Raw genomic sequence first — 14,735 nt, 5'->3', positions numbered from 1 at the left:
GACTAGAAGAAAAAATAATAAGGTGGTGAAATACCAGTGGCATCTTTACGCGATATAAAAAACCGTATTACTTCAACCAAGAAAACAAGCCAGATCACAAGAGCGATGCAGATGGTTTCTGCGTCGAAGTTGAACCGTGCTGAATTGAATGCGAAAGCATTCGTTCCTTACATGGAAAAAATTCAGGATGTTGTCGCTTCAATCGCGGCCGGATCGAACGATACGAGCCATGCAATGATGACGACACGCCCAGTACAAAAAACAGCTTATCTTGTCATCACTTCGGATCGTGGGTTAGTAGGCGGATACAATAGTAATATTCTTCGTACAGTGATGAGCAAAATCCGTCAGCGCCATACCTCAAATGACGAGTTCGTTATCTTAAGTATTGGCCGTAAAGGACGGGATTTCTTTGCTAAGCAGGGAATGACGATTCTTGATAGTGCAATCGCACTTCCAGATCACCCGAGTTTCGCTGATATTAAAGAAATAACGCGCAAAGCTGTTGGTATGTTCTCAGATGGTACGTATGATGAAGTTTATATGTACTACAATCACTTTGTCTCTGCTATTCAGCAAGAAGTTACCGAAAAGAAAGTTTTGCCATTAACGGATATCGAAACGACTGGTTCAACTGCTTCTTACGAGTTTGACCCATCAGCCGAAGCGATTTTGGAAGTTCTTCTTCCCCAATATGCAGAAAGCTTGATTTTTGGTGCAGTTCTTGACGGTAAGGCAAGTGAACACGCTGCGTCCATGACCGCTATGAAGAGCGCAACCGATAATGCAAGTGAGTTGATCGATGGATTGACTCTTTCATATAACCGTGCCCGCCAAGCAGCGATCACTCAGGAAATCACTGAAATCGTCGGAGGAGCAGCCGCGTTAGAATAGAAAAGTGCAAGCGTCCATCTAGCCCCGACAAGCGCTGGAAGCCTTGCCGGTACTGGCGTTCTCTGCCAGTGCTGGAAAGGCTGAAGCGACTCGAGGGGCTGGACGCTGAAACTGGACAATAAGAAAAGTGCAAGCGTCCATCTAGCCCCGACGGACTTAAGATCCCGAAGAGTTTGGCGCTGAAGCCTTGAATAATAAGAAAAAAGTAAGACAGGAGGGAACAGCATGAACACAGGACACGTTCTTCAAGTTATGGGTCCGGTTGTAGACGTTAAGTTTGCGAATGGCCAACTTCCAGCGATCTACAACGCCCTAACTGTATATATTGATCGTCCAGGCCAACAACAAGTGAAATTGACACTTGAAGTGGCGCTTCACCTTGGTGATGATTCAGTACGCACAATTGCGATGGATTCCACCGATGGATTGCAACGTGGTTCAGTAGTAACCGATTTAGGCAGTGCTATCACTGTTCCAGTTGGAGAAGTAACTTTAGGCCGCGTATTTAACGTACTAGGAGAAGTAATCGACTTAGGGGAAGAAATTCCAGCAACTGAGCGCCGTAACCCGATTCACCGTTCAGCACCGACTTTCGAACACTTATCCACAGAAGTTGAAATTCTTGAAACAGGTATCAAAGTAGTTGACTTGCTTGCTCCTTATATCAAAGGTGGTAAAATCGGTCTCTTCGGTGGTGCCGGTGTAGGTAAAACAGTTCTTATCCAAGAATTGATCAACAACATCGCACAAGAACACGGTGGTTTATCCGTATTCGCTGGTGTTGGTGAACGTACACGTGAAGGAAATGACTTATTCCACGAGATGAGCGATTCTGGCGTTATCAAGAAAACATCAATGGTCTTCGGCCAAATGAACGAGCCGCCTGGTGCACGTATGCGTGTTGCCTTGACTGGTTTGACAATGGCAGAATATTTCCGTGATGAGCAAGGCGCAGACGTTCTTTTGTTCATCGATAACATTTTCCGTTTCACACAAGCAGGATCTGAAGTATCTGCCCTATTAGGACGTATGCCTTCAGCGGTTGGTTACCAGCCGACACTTGCTACTGAAATGGGTCAATTGCAAGAACGTATTACAACTACAAGCACAGGTTCTGTAACATCTATCCAAGCGATCTACGTACCAGCCGATGACTATACGGATCCGGCTCCGGCAACAACTTTCGCTCACTTGGATGCGACAACTAACCTTGAGCGTAAACTATCGGAAATGGGTATTTACCCAGCGGTGGATCCTTTGGCTTCAACTTCACGCGCTTTGTCGCCTGAAATCGTTGGTGAAGAACACTATGCAATTTCCGCCAAGTTCAAGAAACGCTTCAGCGTTACCGCGAACTACAAGATATCATTGCCATCCTTGGTATGGATGAGTTAAGTGATGAGGATAAGCTGACGGTTAACCGTGCACGCCGCATCCAAAACTTCCTTTCTCAGAACTTCCACGTTGCTGAACAGTTCACGGGCCAAAAAGGTTCTTATGTTCCAGTTCAAGAAACGATCAAAGGATTCAAAGAAATTCTTGCTGGTAAATACGATCACTTGCCGGAAGATGCATTCCGTCTAGTTGGACGTATCGAAGACGTTATTGAAAAAGCTAAAAGCATGGGCGTAGAAGTCTAAAACAAGGGACCAGGAGGGGAAAAAATGAAGACCATTACAGTCAATATTGTCACTCCCGACGGCCCGGTATACGATTCAGAAGTTTCTATGGTAATAGCAGTTACAGCGACAGGCGAGATGGGTATCTTGCCTGGCCATATTCCTACAGTAGCTCCTCTTGGCATCGGTGCAGTCCGATTAAAGAAAGAGAACTCGACTGAATTAGCAGCTGTAAGCGGCGGATTCTTAGAAGTTCGTCCGGATAAAGTGACGATTCTTGCTCAGTCTGCAGAACTTGCGACAGATATTGATCTGGCGCGAGCACAAGAATCTGCAAGACGTGCAGAAGCGATGCTTCAGGCGAATAAAGAAGAAGTCGACTTTCAACGTGCTGAACTAGCATTAAGACGTGCGAAGAATCGTATCAACGTTTATGAGGGTAATATTTAATGACGGAAACGGAAGCGGCTGTTCAGTGCTGATGGATACAAGACAGAATAGTGAAGTGGCATCTTTTGCCGCAAAGCTGAACTGGTCGATGACCTGAGGAGCTAGCTGCTAAAGTTTGGACATTAAATAAAAAGAGTAGAATTTCACGAGCGGGCAGAAGGGCAATTGACTTTTGTCCGCTTTTTTAAATAGGAGGGGATCAGTTAAATGGAGACCGCCATTGGGCAGCAAGCCCTCATTTCAATATTCAGCCATATCTTTTTTACTGGCGTCGCTTTTTACGCATTGCGTGCCGTGATGTTTGAGAAATGGATCCGCAAGCAGCATGTGCTGCAAGCTCAAATCCTTTATATCTTTCTCAGCATTGCCATTGGAACTGCGGTATCGACTTTCTTTTTGAATATCTCTTCATGGTCAAGACAATTGCCTTATCTATTCTAGGTTTGCTAGTTTGCCATGAGAGCGATTTTCGCCCATATGGCAAAACAGCAAACCTTTTATTGTTATTTCCCAGGAAATAACTAAAAGCATGTTTATCTCTTAAGAATAAGGGAAATTTAAGTTTGTAATCAAAATGTAATATATAATTTTCTAGGACGGACATAAGGACTCGGTATTGTACGAATGATATACTAACTGGGTAATATAACTACTAAAATGAGCGTTAAGTTACTTGTATATTTAATAAAAAACGGGTATTATGGAAAAGGTTTTGTTTCTAAACTATGACATTGGACTTTAAAGGTACATATAGATGAATATTTAACATATGGAGGGCATATCAGTGGATCAGATTATCGTTAAAGGCGGCCAAAAATTAAAAGGGAAAGTTCGGGTAGAAGGGGCTAAGAATGCAGTTTTGCCGGTTCTTGCAGGAGCACTTCTCGCATCAACAGGAAAAAGCATTATTAAGGAAGTACCTAATCTAGCAGACGTTTATACCATTCAAGAAGTGCTTAAAAGTTTAAATGCTTCGATTGTATACTTCCCTGAAAAGAATGAAATGGTGATTGATTCATCAGAAACATTATCTAGTGAAGCGCAATTTGAATATGTGAGAAAGATGCGTGCTTCAATTTTGGTGATGGGGCCGTTGCTTGCGCGTAATGGATTCGCTAGAGTTGCTTTGCCAGGTGGGTGTGCAATCGGTTCTCGTCCGATTGATCAGCATTTAAAAGGATTTGAAGCGATGGGCGCTCAAATCACTTTTGGAAACGGTTTTGTTGAAGCGAATGTAAATGGAAGACTTCGCGGAGCAAAAATCTATCTTGATTTCCCGAGTGTCGGCGCAACAGAGAACATCATGTCAGCAGCTGCTTTGGCTGATGGTGTAACCATCATTGAAAATGCAGCAAAAGAACCGGAAATCGTAGATTTAGCGAACTACATCAATGAAATGGGCGGCCGCGTAGTAGGTGCGGGTACAGATACGATGCGCATCGAAGGAGTAGAAGAATTGCACGGTGCAGTTCATTATATTATTCCTGACCGCGTTGAAGCTGGAACGTTCATGGTGGCTGCTGCCATCACTGAAGGCGATGTTATTATCGAAAATGCAGTGCCTGAACACATGGCTGCATTGATTTCTAAAATGGGTGAAATGGGTGTCGAAATCAAAGAGGAAGAGGAAGGATTGCGCATCCGTGCTTCTCGTCCGCTTCGCTCGATTGATATTAAGACAATGCCGCATCCAGGATTCCCGACAGATATGCAATCACAGATGATGGCGTTGATGTTGACGGCAACTGGAAATGGCATCTTGACAGAAACTGTTTTCGAAAATCGCTTCATGCACGTGGAAGAATTCCGTCGCATGAATGCAGCAGTTAAAATTGAAGGACGCTCAGTCATCATGGAAGGCCCTTCAGAACTTCAAGGAGCAGAAGTTGCAGCAACGGACCTTAGAGCTGCAGCGGCATTGATACTAGCAGGACTAGCAGCTAACGGCATCACACGCGTTAACCAGTTGCAGCATTTAGATCGTGGCTATGTGAATTTCCATTCGAAACTTGCGGCTTTGGGAGCAGATATTGAACGTGTATCGACAGTGGAAGCTGAAGTCAAAGAAAAACAAACGGTCTAATTCTCTTATCATTTATTTTTCTTCTAATAACCCGTGAGGCAACTTTGCCTCATGGGTTTTATTGTTTTTGATTTTAGAAGCGCATCGCTCCAAATCAATATCACAAAATTTTATGGTCGTTGAAATATTTTATGATGCGAATCGGGTCTTTATTCCTTGAAAATTCTTTTTCTTTTCTAATCACACTATGCTAAAATGTTCATTTAGGAGAGTCTTTTTAGATAACACATTAGGTTTAGAAAGCTGGAAGGGGAAGCGTAATAATGTTTTCAAAAGATATCGGTATTGATTTAGGAACGGCAAATGTCTTGATCCATGTAAAAGGCAAAGGAATCGTATTAAATGAGCCATCGGTTGTTGCGCTTGACCGAAAAACAAACCGCGTTTTGGCGGTTGGGGAAGAAGCCCGCAAAATGATCGGACGCACACCTGAACATATTGTGGCCGTCCGACCGCTTAAAGATGGCGTCATTGCAGATTTTGATGTGACTGAAATGATGCTAAAGTACTTCTTAAACCGTTTGAAGGTTAAAGGCTTTATGACTAAACCACGCATCTTAATTTGCTGTCCGACTAATATTACGAGTGTCGAGCAAAAAGCGATCCGTGAAGCAGCCGAAAAATCCGGCGGCAAGAAAGTCTTTTTAGAAGAAGAGCCGAAAGTCGCGGCAATTGGCACAGGGATGGACATTTACCAGCCAAGCGGCAATATGGTCGTCGACATCGGCGGCGGAACGACGGATATTGCTGTTTTATCCATGGGCGATATCGTAACGAGTGAATCAATTAAAGTGGCTGGCGATGTTTTCGACCAAGACATTCTTCAATACGTAAAACGCCAATACAAATTATTGATTGGCGACCGTACAGCAGAAAATATCAAAATCGAGATCGGTTCAGTGTATGGCGGCAGCCGCAACGAAGAAATGGAAATTCGCGGCCGTGATATGATGACGGGACTGCCTCGGGTAGTGAAGATCCAGTCTGCTGAAATAGAAGAAGCCTTGAAGGAATCTGTTGCAATGATTGTTGCTTCTGCGAAAAGCGTGCTTGAAAAAACGCCGCCCGAACTTTCTGCGGACATTATTGACCGCGGTGTGATTTTAACGGGTGGAGGAGCTATGCTTCACGGCATTGACCAATTGCTTGCAGAAGAATTGAAAGTTCCGGTTTCCTTGTCTGAATTGCCGATGGATTGTGTGGCACTCGGAACCGGCATCCTTTTAGATAATATGCAAAAACTTTCTCGCCGTTAAATCAGTTGAACTTATTCGAATGTGGCAGTTAAGTTTTTGGTTAAGCTTTAGCATTGATCCTCTTGGGATTTTAGCCAATCCGGCATATGGCCAGATTTGAACCGTGAATTTCTTCTGTTTCTAAAGGGGTTTAATAGGCATATAAAGGCATCAGGCGACTTTTAAGCAGAATGCCTTATGGCGATGGTAAAAATCTTTAGTATAATGATAATTAATGCATATTACCGAAGTGGAAATCCGGATCTCTTAAAAGGGGATAGAGGATAGATTCTCTGCCGTATAGAATTCTTGAAGATTGACTGCCTCGAAATGAGGCATGCATCAATAGAAAGGTTGACTGAGCGAATGGCTGAAACAAAAAAGAAAGTTTCCCTTCGAAAACAAGCAAAACTCGAAAAGGCCCCAGAAAAAGATGAGAAACAGACTTGGTGGGTCCAAATTCGTTTATTTCCAATTTGGCTTCGAATCATCATTGTTCTCGTATTGATTGCCCTGGCTGCAATTTTAGGGGCTATGGTCGGTTATGGCGTGATCGGGGACGGCGAAGCAAGGGATGCGCTGAAATGGGAAACGTGGCAGCATATAATAGATATTATGAGCGGAAAAAAATAATTTTTCCGCTTGTATGAGTTTCGAGCAATATAGATAAATTATGGTTGAAGGAGTGGGATTATGTTAACGACCGAACAAATTCAAGCAATTTTACCGCATCGCTATCCATTTTTAATGGTGGATCGGATTTTAGAAATCGAAGCGGGTAAAAAAGCTGTCGGATTAAAGAACGTCTCAGCAAATGAACAATTTTTCAATGGCCATTTTCCGGGATATCCGGTTATGCCGGGTGTGCTGATCGTCGAGGCTTTAGCGCAAGTGGGAGCAGCCGCTGTATTGCAGCTGGAAGCAAATAAAGGCCGTTTGGCATTCTTCACGGGTATTGACAATTGCCGCTTCAAACGGCAAGTTGTACCGGGCGATCAATTGCGGTTAGAAGTAGAATTGACGAAGCTTCGCGGATCGATGGGCAAAGGCCATGCGATTGCTACCGTCGATGGAGAAATCGCTTGTGAATGTGATATTTTATTCGCTTTAGGGCCAGTAGTTGAAAAATAAGCTCGAATTTGAATTTGAAAGTTCATTCCTGTAAAATGATTCAGGGAAATACATAGGAGGGGAATAGCGGAAAGCGATTGCTATTCTTTCTTGCGGAGTGTAGGAGGTTTACCATGTATAAAACATTGCCGACAGGCGTTAAAAGCAGCATCACACGCTCCATCTCAAAAATATTTGAAGCTTACATGGCGAATATTGAATGGGATGAAGAACGTTTTAATTTAGAAGACTTCGTAAAGATTTGGAAAGACTACATCGAAAACGGAGCTGCTTGGTATGAGAAAGTTCCTCTCGAAGTCAAGTTAAGCCCTGAATTCCATGAAGAAGTGGCGAACAAAATGAATCAGATCATTGATAAGATTTTAAACGAGCCGCCTTCAGAAGATCAAATCGCCCGCATTGAAATCATGCAGGAATCGATGAATACGCATTTCGATTATTCATGCAGAGCAGAAGCTGCTTTCGTGGAAACGAAATTAAATGCGATGAAGAAATAAATATAAAAAAGGCTGGCCGAGATGGGGTTCCATCTCGGCCAGCCTTTTTATTGTTCAAAGAAGAAACTTTCCAGCGCTTGTCGCGGCTGACGAGCTGCCTCCACTTTTCTTATTGTCCAGACTCCGGCAGCTAGCCGCTCGAGGTCGCTTCAGCCTTATCAGCAATGGCAAAACCCGCCATTACTGCTAAGCCTTCCAGCGCTTGTCACGGCTGACAAGCTGCCTCCGCTTTTCTGATTGTCCAGACTTCAGCGGCCAGCCTCTCGAGGTCTTAAGTCGTCTTGCCTATGCGGCAAAAAATGCCGCTTCGGCAATCCGCCTTAAGCTTGTCGAGGCTAAACGGCCGCCTCCGCTTTTCTGATTGTCCAGGCTGCAAGAGGCAGCTTCTCGGGTCTTAAGTCAGCCCGCTGCGGCGGCAACAGCCTCCTCGCGTTCTGCCTTAAGCCTGTCGAAGCTAAACGGCTCTTTTCGCTTTTCTTTATGCCTTTGTTTCGTCTTTTCTCAGTCCGGGTCGTGTGCGCATGTCTGATTCGAAGCGCTCAAGCAATTCTTCGCCCTCTAGCCCGTCTTCAAGCAATTCCGATAGTAGGGTTTCAGCGTATTTCCGTCTTGCGCGTTTCAAGGTTCCTTTCATTAATACCGAAACCTGATTGCCCATGACTTTGACGCCATAGATGGCTACTTCAAAGGTGGCCGGTTCGTTTCCAGGATAGGAGATGACGACTTTCACATCGTAAATACCCCCAGTTTCCATCATTCGATCGAAGCTCTCTTTGTAATCTAATTCCATCAGCATTTCAAGCACCCATGAACGGTGGCTGTTTTCTTGATTGATAATGATTCCGTCAATTAAAGGATAATCCGTCACTTCATCTTCTTTAACGACTCCGAGTGACAGCATTTTAAATGTTTTCACGTCAATTCCTCCAAACATCGCTTTTTTTCAGTATAGCATAGCCGAAAACATGCCGCTTATCGGCTGGAAAACCGTTTTATTTTTCCTGTTATTATGCCAAATTCCATTTTTCCAAAACCAAATAAGAACTTCAGAAACCATATGGTTGCAAGGATGTAGAAGAAAAACAATTTTCATCAATGATTAAAAATCAGATTTCATCAGCGTTATTGAGCCAAAAATCGAATTTGCCCTTTTGCGCAATATTCACTTTCCTTAGTATATTGTTAATAAGCCAAAAGGAGGTGAAAAAATGAATCAAGTCGGAATCGTTGGCCGCTTAACGAAAGACCCGACAATGCGTGTGATGAGCGAAGGGCGCGTACATACTTCTTTCATCGTCGCCGTGTCCCGGAATTACAAAAATCAACGAGGGGAAGTGGAAACGGATTTTGTTCTCTGCTCAACCTGGGGCAAGCCCGCCCACAACGTTTCGAAATACTGCACGAAAGGATCTTTGGTGGCAGTAACAGGCAGACTGCAATCCCGCCATTACGATAAAGAAGACGGATCCCGTGTTTATGTAACAGAAGTACTGGGTGATCAAATCCGTTTTCTTGATAAAAAGCGGCCAAAAGAAGAAGCCGCTCCTAAACCGCTGGAACCTGGGTCTGAAGCAGACTTTGATTTCCAGCCGCCAGGAACGGCTACTGTAATAAGTACTTAATTAGGATAAGGAGGCACTTAGTTATGCCAAAAGACGTTCAATTGCAATTGGAAGTGCATATGGAGCAATTAATCAAACTGACCGCCTTGCTTCATCGCCGATTGGCAGAGGCGGAGCGGGAACTAGGTGAACTGAAAGAGAGCTTCCGTTCCGTCCAACAAGGATGAAGTTTTCACTCGCCAGAAGGAAATCCGGTTGGGTGGGGGCTCAGCCGGATTATTATAGATTATAGGTAAACAGTTCTTTCAATTCGCTGTCTGACAGCTCCGTCATCCACTGGCTGGATTGGATAAATTGTTCGGACATGGTCTGCTTTTGAGTAAGCAGCGCGTCAATTTTTTCTTCGATCGTGCCAATGGTCACAAATTTATGGACATGTACGAATTGGGTTTGGCCGATTCGGTAAGCCCGGTCTGTCGCTTGGTTTTCAACTGCGGGGGTTCCACCATCTGTCCGCATGCAAAACATGGGTAGCGGCTGTTAAGTTCAAACCGGTTCCCCCTGCTTTTAACGAAAGGATGAAAATTGGAAATTTGCCGTTTTGGAAAGCAGCTACGAGAGAATCGCGCTGATTTTTTGGCATGCTTCCAGTCAAGAATGGAACTTCATGGCCATATAATTCATTGATGGCTTGCTGCAATAAATGCCCCATGCCGATATATTGAGTGAAAATCAGGCATTGCTCTCCGCGCTCGGCAATTTCTCCTGCCAGAGTCACAATGCGTTCAAGTTTTTGGGACCGCGGCAATATCTCTGCAGCGGATGTATAAGGTTCTTTCAAATACAAAGAAGGATGATTGCACAATTGCTTTAATTTGCTGAGCATCTTTAAGACAAGGCCTTTTTTCTCAAATCCGGTGAGCGTCTCCATTTTCTGCACCGTATCTTGCACTAAACCTTCATATAAAGCTGCTTGTTCCGGCGTTAATGGACAGTATTCCAACTGCTCTTGCTTCTCCGGCAAATTCAATTGCAAATCAGGATCTTTTTTCGTCCGGCGCAGCAAGAATGGCTGAATGCGCTGTCGAAGCTTTTCTTTCGTTTCTTCTGAATCGTCGCGTTCAATCGGAATCATGAAATTCTCTTGGAACTGCTTGATGCGATACAAATAGCCCTTATTGATAAAATCAAAAATCGACCAAAGTTCAGAAAGCCGGTTTTCAATCGGTGTCCCGGTCAAAGCGATGTGATGGTCGCCTTTAAATTTACGGATGGTACGGGATTGCTTCGTATACATATTCTTGATGTTCTGTGCTTCATCCAGCGTAATGCTGGTCCAGTGGATGCCTTGGATCTCTTCCGCATCCGAAGAAGCGATGCCGTACGTAGATAGCACGACATCCGGTTTTTCTTTCTGCAGGAAGGCCTGGAATTCCTCGGCTTTTGGACGGGTGCTGCCGTAATGGGTAACCACTTTCAAGTCCGGGCCAAAGCGTTCAAGCTCTTTTTGCCAGTTGCCGAGTACGGAAGTCGGGCAAATGATCAGTGAAGGCTGCTCGGGTTTCTTCTCATGGACATGCAGAAGGTAAGTGATCAATTGAACTGTTTTTCCAAGTCCCATGTCATCTGCAAGGCAAAGGCCGAAGCCTTCTTCGCGCATGAATACAAGATAATCGAATCCGGTCTTCTGATAAGGCCGAAGTTCTGTATGAAGATTTTCAGGAATCGGTGTTTCCGGTAAATCGCGTTTATCCAGCAATTTATCGAGCAATGTCCGCAATGATTTATTCAAATGGAACTCAATCAACGGATCTTCTTCGTCTACACCTTCATCCAGCATAATTTCAGGCACATTCTGGAACAGCATATCCTTGATGGTCCAATCGGCGTCATCTGCTTCTTCGATCATTTTCCGAAGCTGCATGAGCAAATTGGAGTCTACACGTACCCATTCGTTGCCGATGCGGATAAATTCTTTGTTCTCAGCGACAAGCTGCTGGAAATCCTGCATGCTGAGTTCGTGGCCGTTCAATGAGAATTGCCAGTCAAAGCGCACAATTTGATCTAGGCCGACCACAGATGCTTTTTTGACCGGAGAATGGATATTGGCTTTCACTCGGATTTTGGATTCTTGGACCGCTTTCAGCCAAGAAGGGATTGAAACTTCGACGCCAAAAGACTGAAGGATCTCTGCATCATTGCGCAAGAACTCCAACACTTCTGCATCTGTCCATTCCGCATGGTAAAGGCGGTCTTCGTCGTAATTTTCGACAGAAGGGCAGAGGCTCAGAATCAACATCTGTTTTTCTTTGATCTCCTGTTGATGAGCACGCCATTTCTCAGGCAGCACTTTATCGAAAGGTTCATCCATCCGCCGTTTGGAAGGTGTCCAGTAGACACTTCCGCGTTTGGAGCGAAGAACCACTTTGAATGACCAGAAAGCGTCGTCTTGCGGTTCGCCAAGTTGGACCGCCATGACGTAATCGTCGCTCGCAGGCAAACCGTCCCATCCGGCATGTTGAACAAAATGCTGGATAAAAGGCAGCTGTGCAGTTGCCAATCCTTTTTGATGCAATTGGTGCTTGATGGTATCACTTAGGAATGCTTGGATTTCCGGATCTCCATATGCTGGATCGATCAAAATGTCTTCTCCATCTACTGAGATATGATCCCAAAGATTTGGATCGTTCAAGGAATCGGCTACTTTTCCAGCAAGATTCAGCCAGGTTTCGTCTTCTTCGGTCTGGCCGGAAAATGACACATAATGATGCGCCTCCCGTTGGAATAAACGCACAAAATCAGCAGGCGTCAACAATAGATCCAGTCCGTCAATCCGCGCAGTCAAGCCGAAAAAGCTTTCTTTGTCGAGGAAATACAAGTATGGTTTCCAGACTTCTGGTGGAATCCGGTTTCCGGTTTCATTTATCGCTTGTACCCGGAATTCTTCAAAGCGCCGGATTTTTAAATAATAGGTACGGTTTCCTTCCGTTTGGAACTGATTCATACAAGATGTCCTTTCTCGATCTCTTCCTGGAGTGCCCGAAGGCGTTTGTTTTGCGTACGGATCTCATTGATATACGCAGTCCAGAATTCCATTTGACCGCTTTTTTTGCAAGCGGCTTTCATTTTCTTCCACATCCGCACCGCTTGTTTATAGCTGGGGCGATTGCGTTCTTCCAGATAATCCATCGCATAGCGGTGGAACAAAGGAAGAACAAAATCCGGAGCAGCTTCTTGTACTTCTTTTAAGCCGCATTCCTCAGCAAAATAAAGCGGCGAGTTGTGAAGATGGTGAAGTTCCGCCCATTGCTTGAATAGCTTTTTCTCGATTAAATAAGTTGAATAAGCTGGGAGGCCGTAATGGCCGAACTGTTTGAACAAATCTTCCCAATCGGTTTCGCTTAGATGGATCAACGAAAACAACCTGCTCAAAACCGCACATATTGGTGGCGGTATTGAGTGTATAGACCTTCAAAAAGGAAGGTTTTAACATTCGGTTTGATTGACATCAAAATGGCAGTCAATGCTTGTTCATGGGTTTCGCTCTCTGCGAGGGTGGCAAGCTGCACCCAATCCGGGGTTTCATCCGGAGACAGTTTTTTCGCTTTTACATCTTCGCCAAGGAGAATGGCAAAAAATGCTTCAATCCGCGGTTCTGGACGGACAAATGAAGCAAGCTCTTCCTTACGGAGTTTCGCCGTTGTAAATAATGAGGTCCAGAATAATTGGTAAACCGTAAAGCGCTGTGAAAAGGATCCGTCTTTTACGGTAACAAAATCATGTACCAGGTTTCTCAAATGTTCCAAAAAAGCGTCCGCTTCAAATGTCCGGTGCTGAATGCGCAATTGCTCCAGCAAATCGCGGAGCGCATGCAATTCATCATCGAACCAAGTTTTAAAGAATGAATGGTGCACTTCCTGAGTTCCCGCAATATAGGTTTCCCATACTTCCATCAAAGAAATCAAATGGGCGTATGTGCGGTAGAATACTTTCCATTCTCTTTCAAGCGGAACGAAGGACAAGGCATTTTTCAATCTGCCGTCATATAGCTGCTCGAAATAGAAATAATTGCGTTTCGTGTAATCCGGAACCGGTTCCCGCCACGCATTGCGGATGATGTGAACCCATTGCACAGGAGACCGTTTATCGGTCAATAAATTAAGCTGTTCTGCTGGACGGGCACGCCACTGGGCTACCCATTCCGATAACGAGCCGATTTTTTGGTAGAGCGAGAAAACAACCGCAAGCTTATGGCGGCAATTCTCTTCCTGCGGACACGCACAAACTGCTGTTAATTTTTCGAAATTCAAAACGACTTTAACTGTATGAGCGTCTTTTACGATGGCTTCGAGCAGGAGCCGTTCTTCGTTGAACGACAGAATTTGAACACCATCATGGCGCACTAAAAAGACTGCTTTTCGAACCATTTCCTCATCCATTTCACGAGATGGATTGAGTGAGTCGTCGATAGCAGCCATATAATTGTGGATCGTATCATCAAAACGTTTTGCCAAATGTTGAACTGTTGCCATTTACATCGCCCCAAAATAAAACTTTCCTTCTATTATACGGCTTTACAGCTCCTCCGTAAACGATGAAGGAAAGTTAATTGCCGTCTTTGTTTAGGTATTTAGCTTTTAATCCTTTAATTCTATTTGTTATTTTCTTGATGAAATCATTACGAATGCTGTCAGGTAGGCAGGTAGGCGAAGAAACAAGGCTCTAGACGGCACCGACCACAATTCGAATCTTAGGGGGAAACGATGCACTTTTTTCTGTTAAGACAACGATAGATAGGACAGTTTCAGACGAAGTTTGCAGTATGAATGAACAGTTTAAAATAAGCACAGCCAATTGAGAGGGGAATAGAAATGATCAATTCTTATGTTTTGGAGTTACCGAATTTTGGGTATGTATTAAAACAAGAAGATGTGGAAAGATTTGAATTATTTCTATTGATTGCCAACAACGAGTATCGAAAAATTGCTTGGAAGGTATTGCCGCTAAATGACAGCTATGTATTTACCGGAAAACAAAAATCTTATCGTCCTTTAAAAGCCGTGCGGCTCGATTTTAAAAACAACTGCATCGTCTTTTACAGGGGACAGTTAAATGAACAGGAATTTGAAGATTTTATTTACTATTTCATTGATTCCTTATTTCTTCATATCAATCCTGATCAATTGCATTTTTTGGTGCTGCCTGCCCTTTTGAAAATAGAAAAATAATTTGGTTAGACTGATTCTGATGTGCTTTTTTCTATC

Annotated in this window: 14 protein-coding genes and 2 pseudogenes; 12 read left to right on the top strand and 4 right to left on the bottom strand. The window is 44.0% G+C overall.

The window, feature by feature from the left end:
* Positions 1-36 precede the first annotated feature (36 nt).
* The 9 genes and pseudogenes from atpG to L0M13_RS13915 all read left to right on the top strand — a co-directional run bounded on the left by atpG (position 37) and on the right by L0M13_RS13915 (position 7,909).
* Positions 37-894, top strand: coding sequence for an ATP synthase F1 subunit gamma (gene atpG, locus L0M13_RS13955; protein WP_235197076.1), 858 nt, complete (start codon positions 37-39; stop codon positions 892-894).
* A gap of 225 nt (positions 895-1,119) precedes the next feature.
* Positions 1,120-2,534: pseudogene (gene atpD, locus L0M13_RS13950) on the top strand (F0F1 ATP synthase subunit beta).
* Between the two features lie 24 nt (positions 2,535-2,558).
* Positions 2,559-2,963 (top strand): F0F1 ATP synthase subunit epsilon, encoded by a 405-nt coding sequence (locus L0M13_RS13945; RefSeq protein ID WP_235197075.1) that lies wholly within the window; start codon positions 2,559-2,561, stop codon positions 2,961-2,963.
* 207 nt (positions 2,964-3,170) lie between these two features.
* On the top strand, positions 3,171-3,404 hold the full coding sequence (locus L0M13_RS13940; protein ID WP_235197074.1) for a DUF1146 family protein: 234 nt from the start codon (positions 3,171-3,173) through the stop codon (positions 3,402-3,404).
* 343 nt (positions 3,405-3,747) lie between these two features.
* A complete protein-coding gene (gene murA / locus L0M13_RS13935; protein WP_235197073.1) occupies positions 3,748-5,046 on the top strand; it encodes a UDP-N-acetylglucosamine 1-carboxyvinyltransferase in 1,299 nt (432 codons plus the stop codon).
* Positions 5,047-5,309: 263 nt separating this feature from the next.
* Complete coding sequence (locus tag L0M13_RS13930) at positions 5,310-6,302, top strand: rod shape-determining protein (protein WP_235197072.1); 993 nt, start codon at positions 5,310-5,312, stop codon at positions 6,300-6,302.
* A 345-nt stretch (positions 6,303-6,647) separates the two neighbouring features.
* A complete protein-coding gene (locus L0M13_RS13925; protein WP_235197071.1) occupies positions 6,648-6,914 on the top strand; it encodes a DNA-directed RNA polymerase subunit beta in 267 nt (88 codons plus the stop codon).
* A 60-nt stretch (positions 6,915-6,974) separates the two neighbouring features.
* On the top strand, positions 6,975-7,412 hold the full coding sequence (fabZ, locus tag L0M13_RS13920; RefSeq protein WP_052650698.1) for a 3-hydroxyacyl-ACP dehydratase FabZ: 438 nt from the start codon (positions 6,975-6,977) through the stop codon (positions 7,410-7,412).
* A 113-nt stretch (positions 7,413-7,525) separates the two neighbouring features.
* Positions 7,526-7,909 carry a hypothetical protein gene (locus L0M13_RS13915; RefSeq protein WP_235197070.1) on the top strand — a complete coding sequence of 128 codons (384 nt, stop codon included), beginning with the start codon at positions 7,526-7,528 and terminating at the stop codon, positions 7,907-7,909.
* 478 nt (positions 7,910-8,387) lie between these two features.
* Here the strand turns inward: L0M13_RS13915 and L0M13_RS13910 are convergent, their stop codons facing one another.
* Positions 8,388-8,825, bottom strand: coding sequence for a YwpF-like family protein (locus L0M13_RS13910; RefSeq protein WP_235197069.1), 438 nt, complete (start codon positions 8,823-8,825; stop codon positions 8,388-8,390).
* A gap of 292 nt (positions 8,826-9,117) precedes the next feature.
* Here L0M13_RS13910 and L0M13_RS13905 point away from each other — a divergent pair, with 292 nt between their 5' ends.
* Both L0M13_RS13905 and L0M13_RS13900 read left to right on the top strand, forming a co-directional pair.
* Entirely contained in the window at positions 9,118-9,531 is a 414-nt protein-coding gene (locus tag L0M13_RS13905; protein ID WP_110925567.1) for a single-stranded DNA-binding protein, read from the top strand.
* A 23-nt stretch (positions 9,532-9,554) separates the two neighbouring features.
* On the top strand, positions 9,555-9,698 hold the full coding sequence (locus L0M13_RS13900; RefSeq protein WP_235197068.1) for a hypothetical protein: 144 nt from the start codon (positions 9,555-9,557) through the stop codon (positions 9,696-9,698).
* A 52-nt stretch (positions 9,699-9,750) separates the two neighbouring features.
* Here L0M13_RS13900 and L0M13_RS13890 read toward each other — a convergent pair.
* The 3 genes and pseudogenes from L0M13_RS13890 to L0M13_RS13880 all read right to left on the bottom strand — a co-directional run bounded on the left by L0M13_RS13890 (position 9,751) and on the right by L0M13_RS13880 (position 14,003).
* A pseudogene (locus L0M13_RS13890) lies at positions 9,751-12,475 on the bottom strand (DEAD/DEAH box helicase).
* Positions 12,472-12,885 carry a hypothetical protein gene (locus tag L0M13_RS13885; protein WP_235197065.1) on the bottom strand — a complete coding sequence of 138 codons (414 nt, stop codon included), beginning with the start codon at positions 12,883-12,885 and terminating at the stop codon, positions 12,472-12,474. Before L0M13_RS13885 ends, L0M13_RS13890 begins: the two are co-directional and overlap by 4 nt.
* Positions 12,886-12,899: 14 nt before the next feature.
* The gene (locus L0M13_RS13880; RefSeq protein ID WP_235197064.1) at positions 12,900-14,003 is read right to left on the bottom strand and encodes a hypothetical protein; all 1,104 of its coding nucleotides are present in this window, start codon (positions 14,001-14,003) and stop codon (positions 12,900-12,902) included.
* Between the two features lie 339 nt (positions 14,004-14,342).
* Between L0M13_RS13880 and L0M13_RS13875 the strand changes: the two genes are divergently transcribed.
* Positions 14,343-14,699, top strand: a complete 357-nt coding sequence (locus L0M13_RS13875) for a hypothetical protein (protein WP_235197063.1) — start codon at positions 14,343-14,345, stop codon at positions 14,697-14,699.
* The last annotated feature ends 36 nt before the right edge of the window (positions 14,700-14,735 follow it).

The sequence above is a fragment of the Planococcus sp. 107-1 genome (assembly GCF_021513255.1).
Lineage (GTDB): Bacteria > Bacillota > Bacilli > Bacillales_A > Planococcaceae > Planococcus.
The sequence above is the reverse complement of the archived record's forward strand: the minus strand, read 5'-3'. Positions and strand labels throughout refer to the sequence as shown.

Bases quoted from the DNA above. Each gene is read 5' to 3' on its own strand.
- L0M13_RS13945 (WP_235197075.1), top strand. From the start codon at position 2,559: ATGAAGACCATTACAGTCAATATTGTCACTCCCGACGGCCCGGTATAC.
- L0M13_RS13940 (WP_235197074.1), top strand. From the start codon at position 3,171: ATGGAGACCGCCATTGGGCAGCAAGCCCTCATTTCAATATTCAGCCAT.
- L0M13_RS13930 (WP_235197072.1), top strand. From the start codon at position 5,310: ATGTTTTCAAAAGATATCGGTATTGATTTAGGAACGGCAAATGTCTTG.
- L0M13_RS13925 (WP_235197071.1), top strand. From the start codon at position 6,648: ATGGCTGAAACAAAAAAGAAAGTTTCCCTTCGAAAACAAGCAAAACTC.
- fabZ (WP_052650698.1), top strand. From the start codon at position 6,975: ATGTTAACGACCGAACAAATTCAAGCAATTTTACCGCATCGCTATCCA.
- L0M13_RS13915 (WP_235197070.1), top strand. From the start codon at position 7,526: ATGTATAAAACATTGCCGACAGGCGTTAAAAGCAGCATCACACGCTCC.
- L0M13_RS13905 (WP_110925567.1), top strand. From the start codon at position 9,118: ATGAATCAAGTCGGAATCGTTGGCCGCTTAACGAAAGACCCGACAATG.
- L0M13_RS13900 (WP_235197068.1), top strand. From the start codon at position 9,555: ATGCCAAAAGACGTTCAATTGCAATTGGAAGTGCATATGGAGCAATTA.
- L0M13_RS13880 (WP_235197064.1), bottom strand. From the start codon at position 14,003: ATGGCAACAGTTCAACATTTGGCAAAACGTTTTGATGATACGATCCAC.
- L0M13_RS13875 (WP_235197063.1), top strand. From the start codon at position 14,343: ATGATCAATTCTTATGTTTTGGAGTTACCGAATTTTGGGTATGTATTA.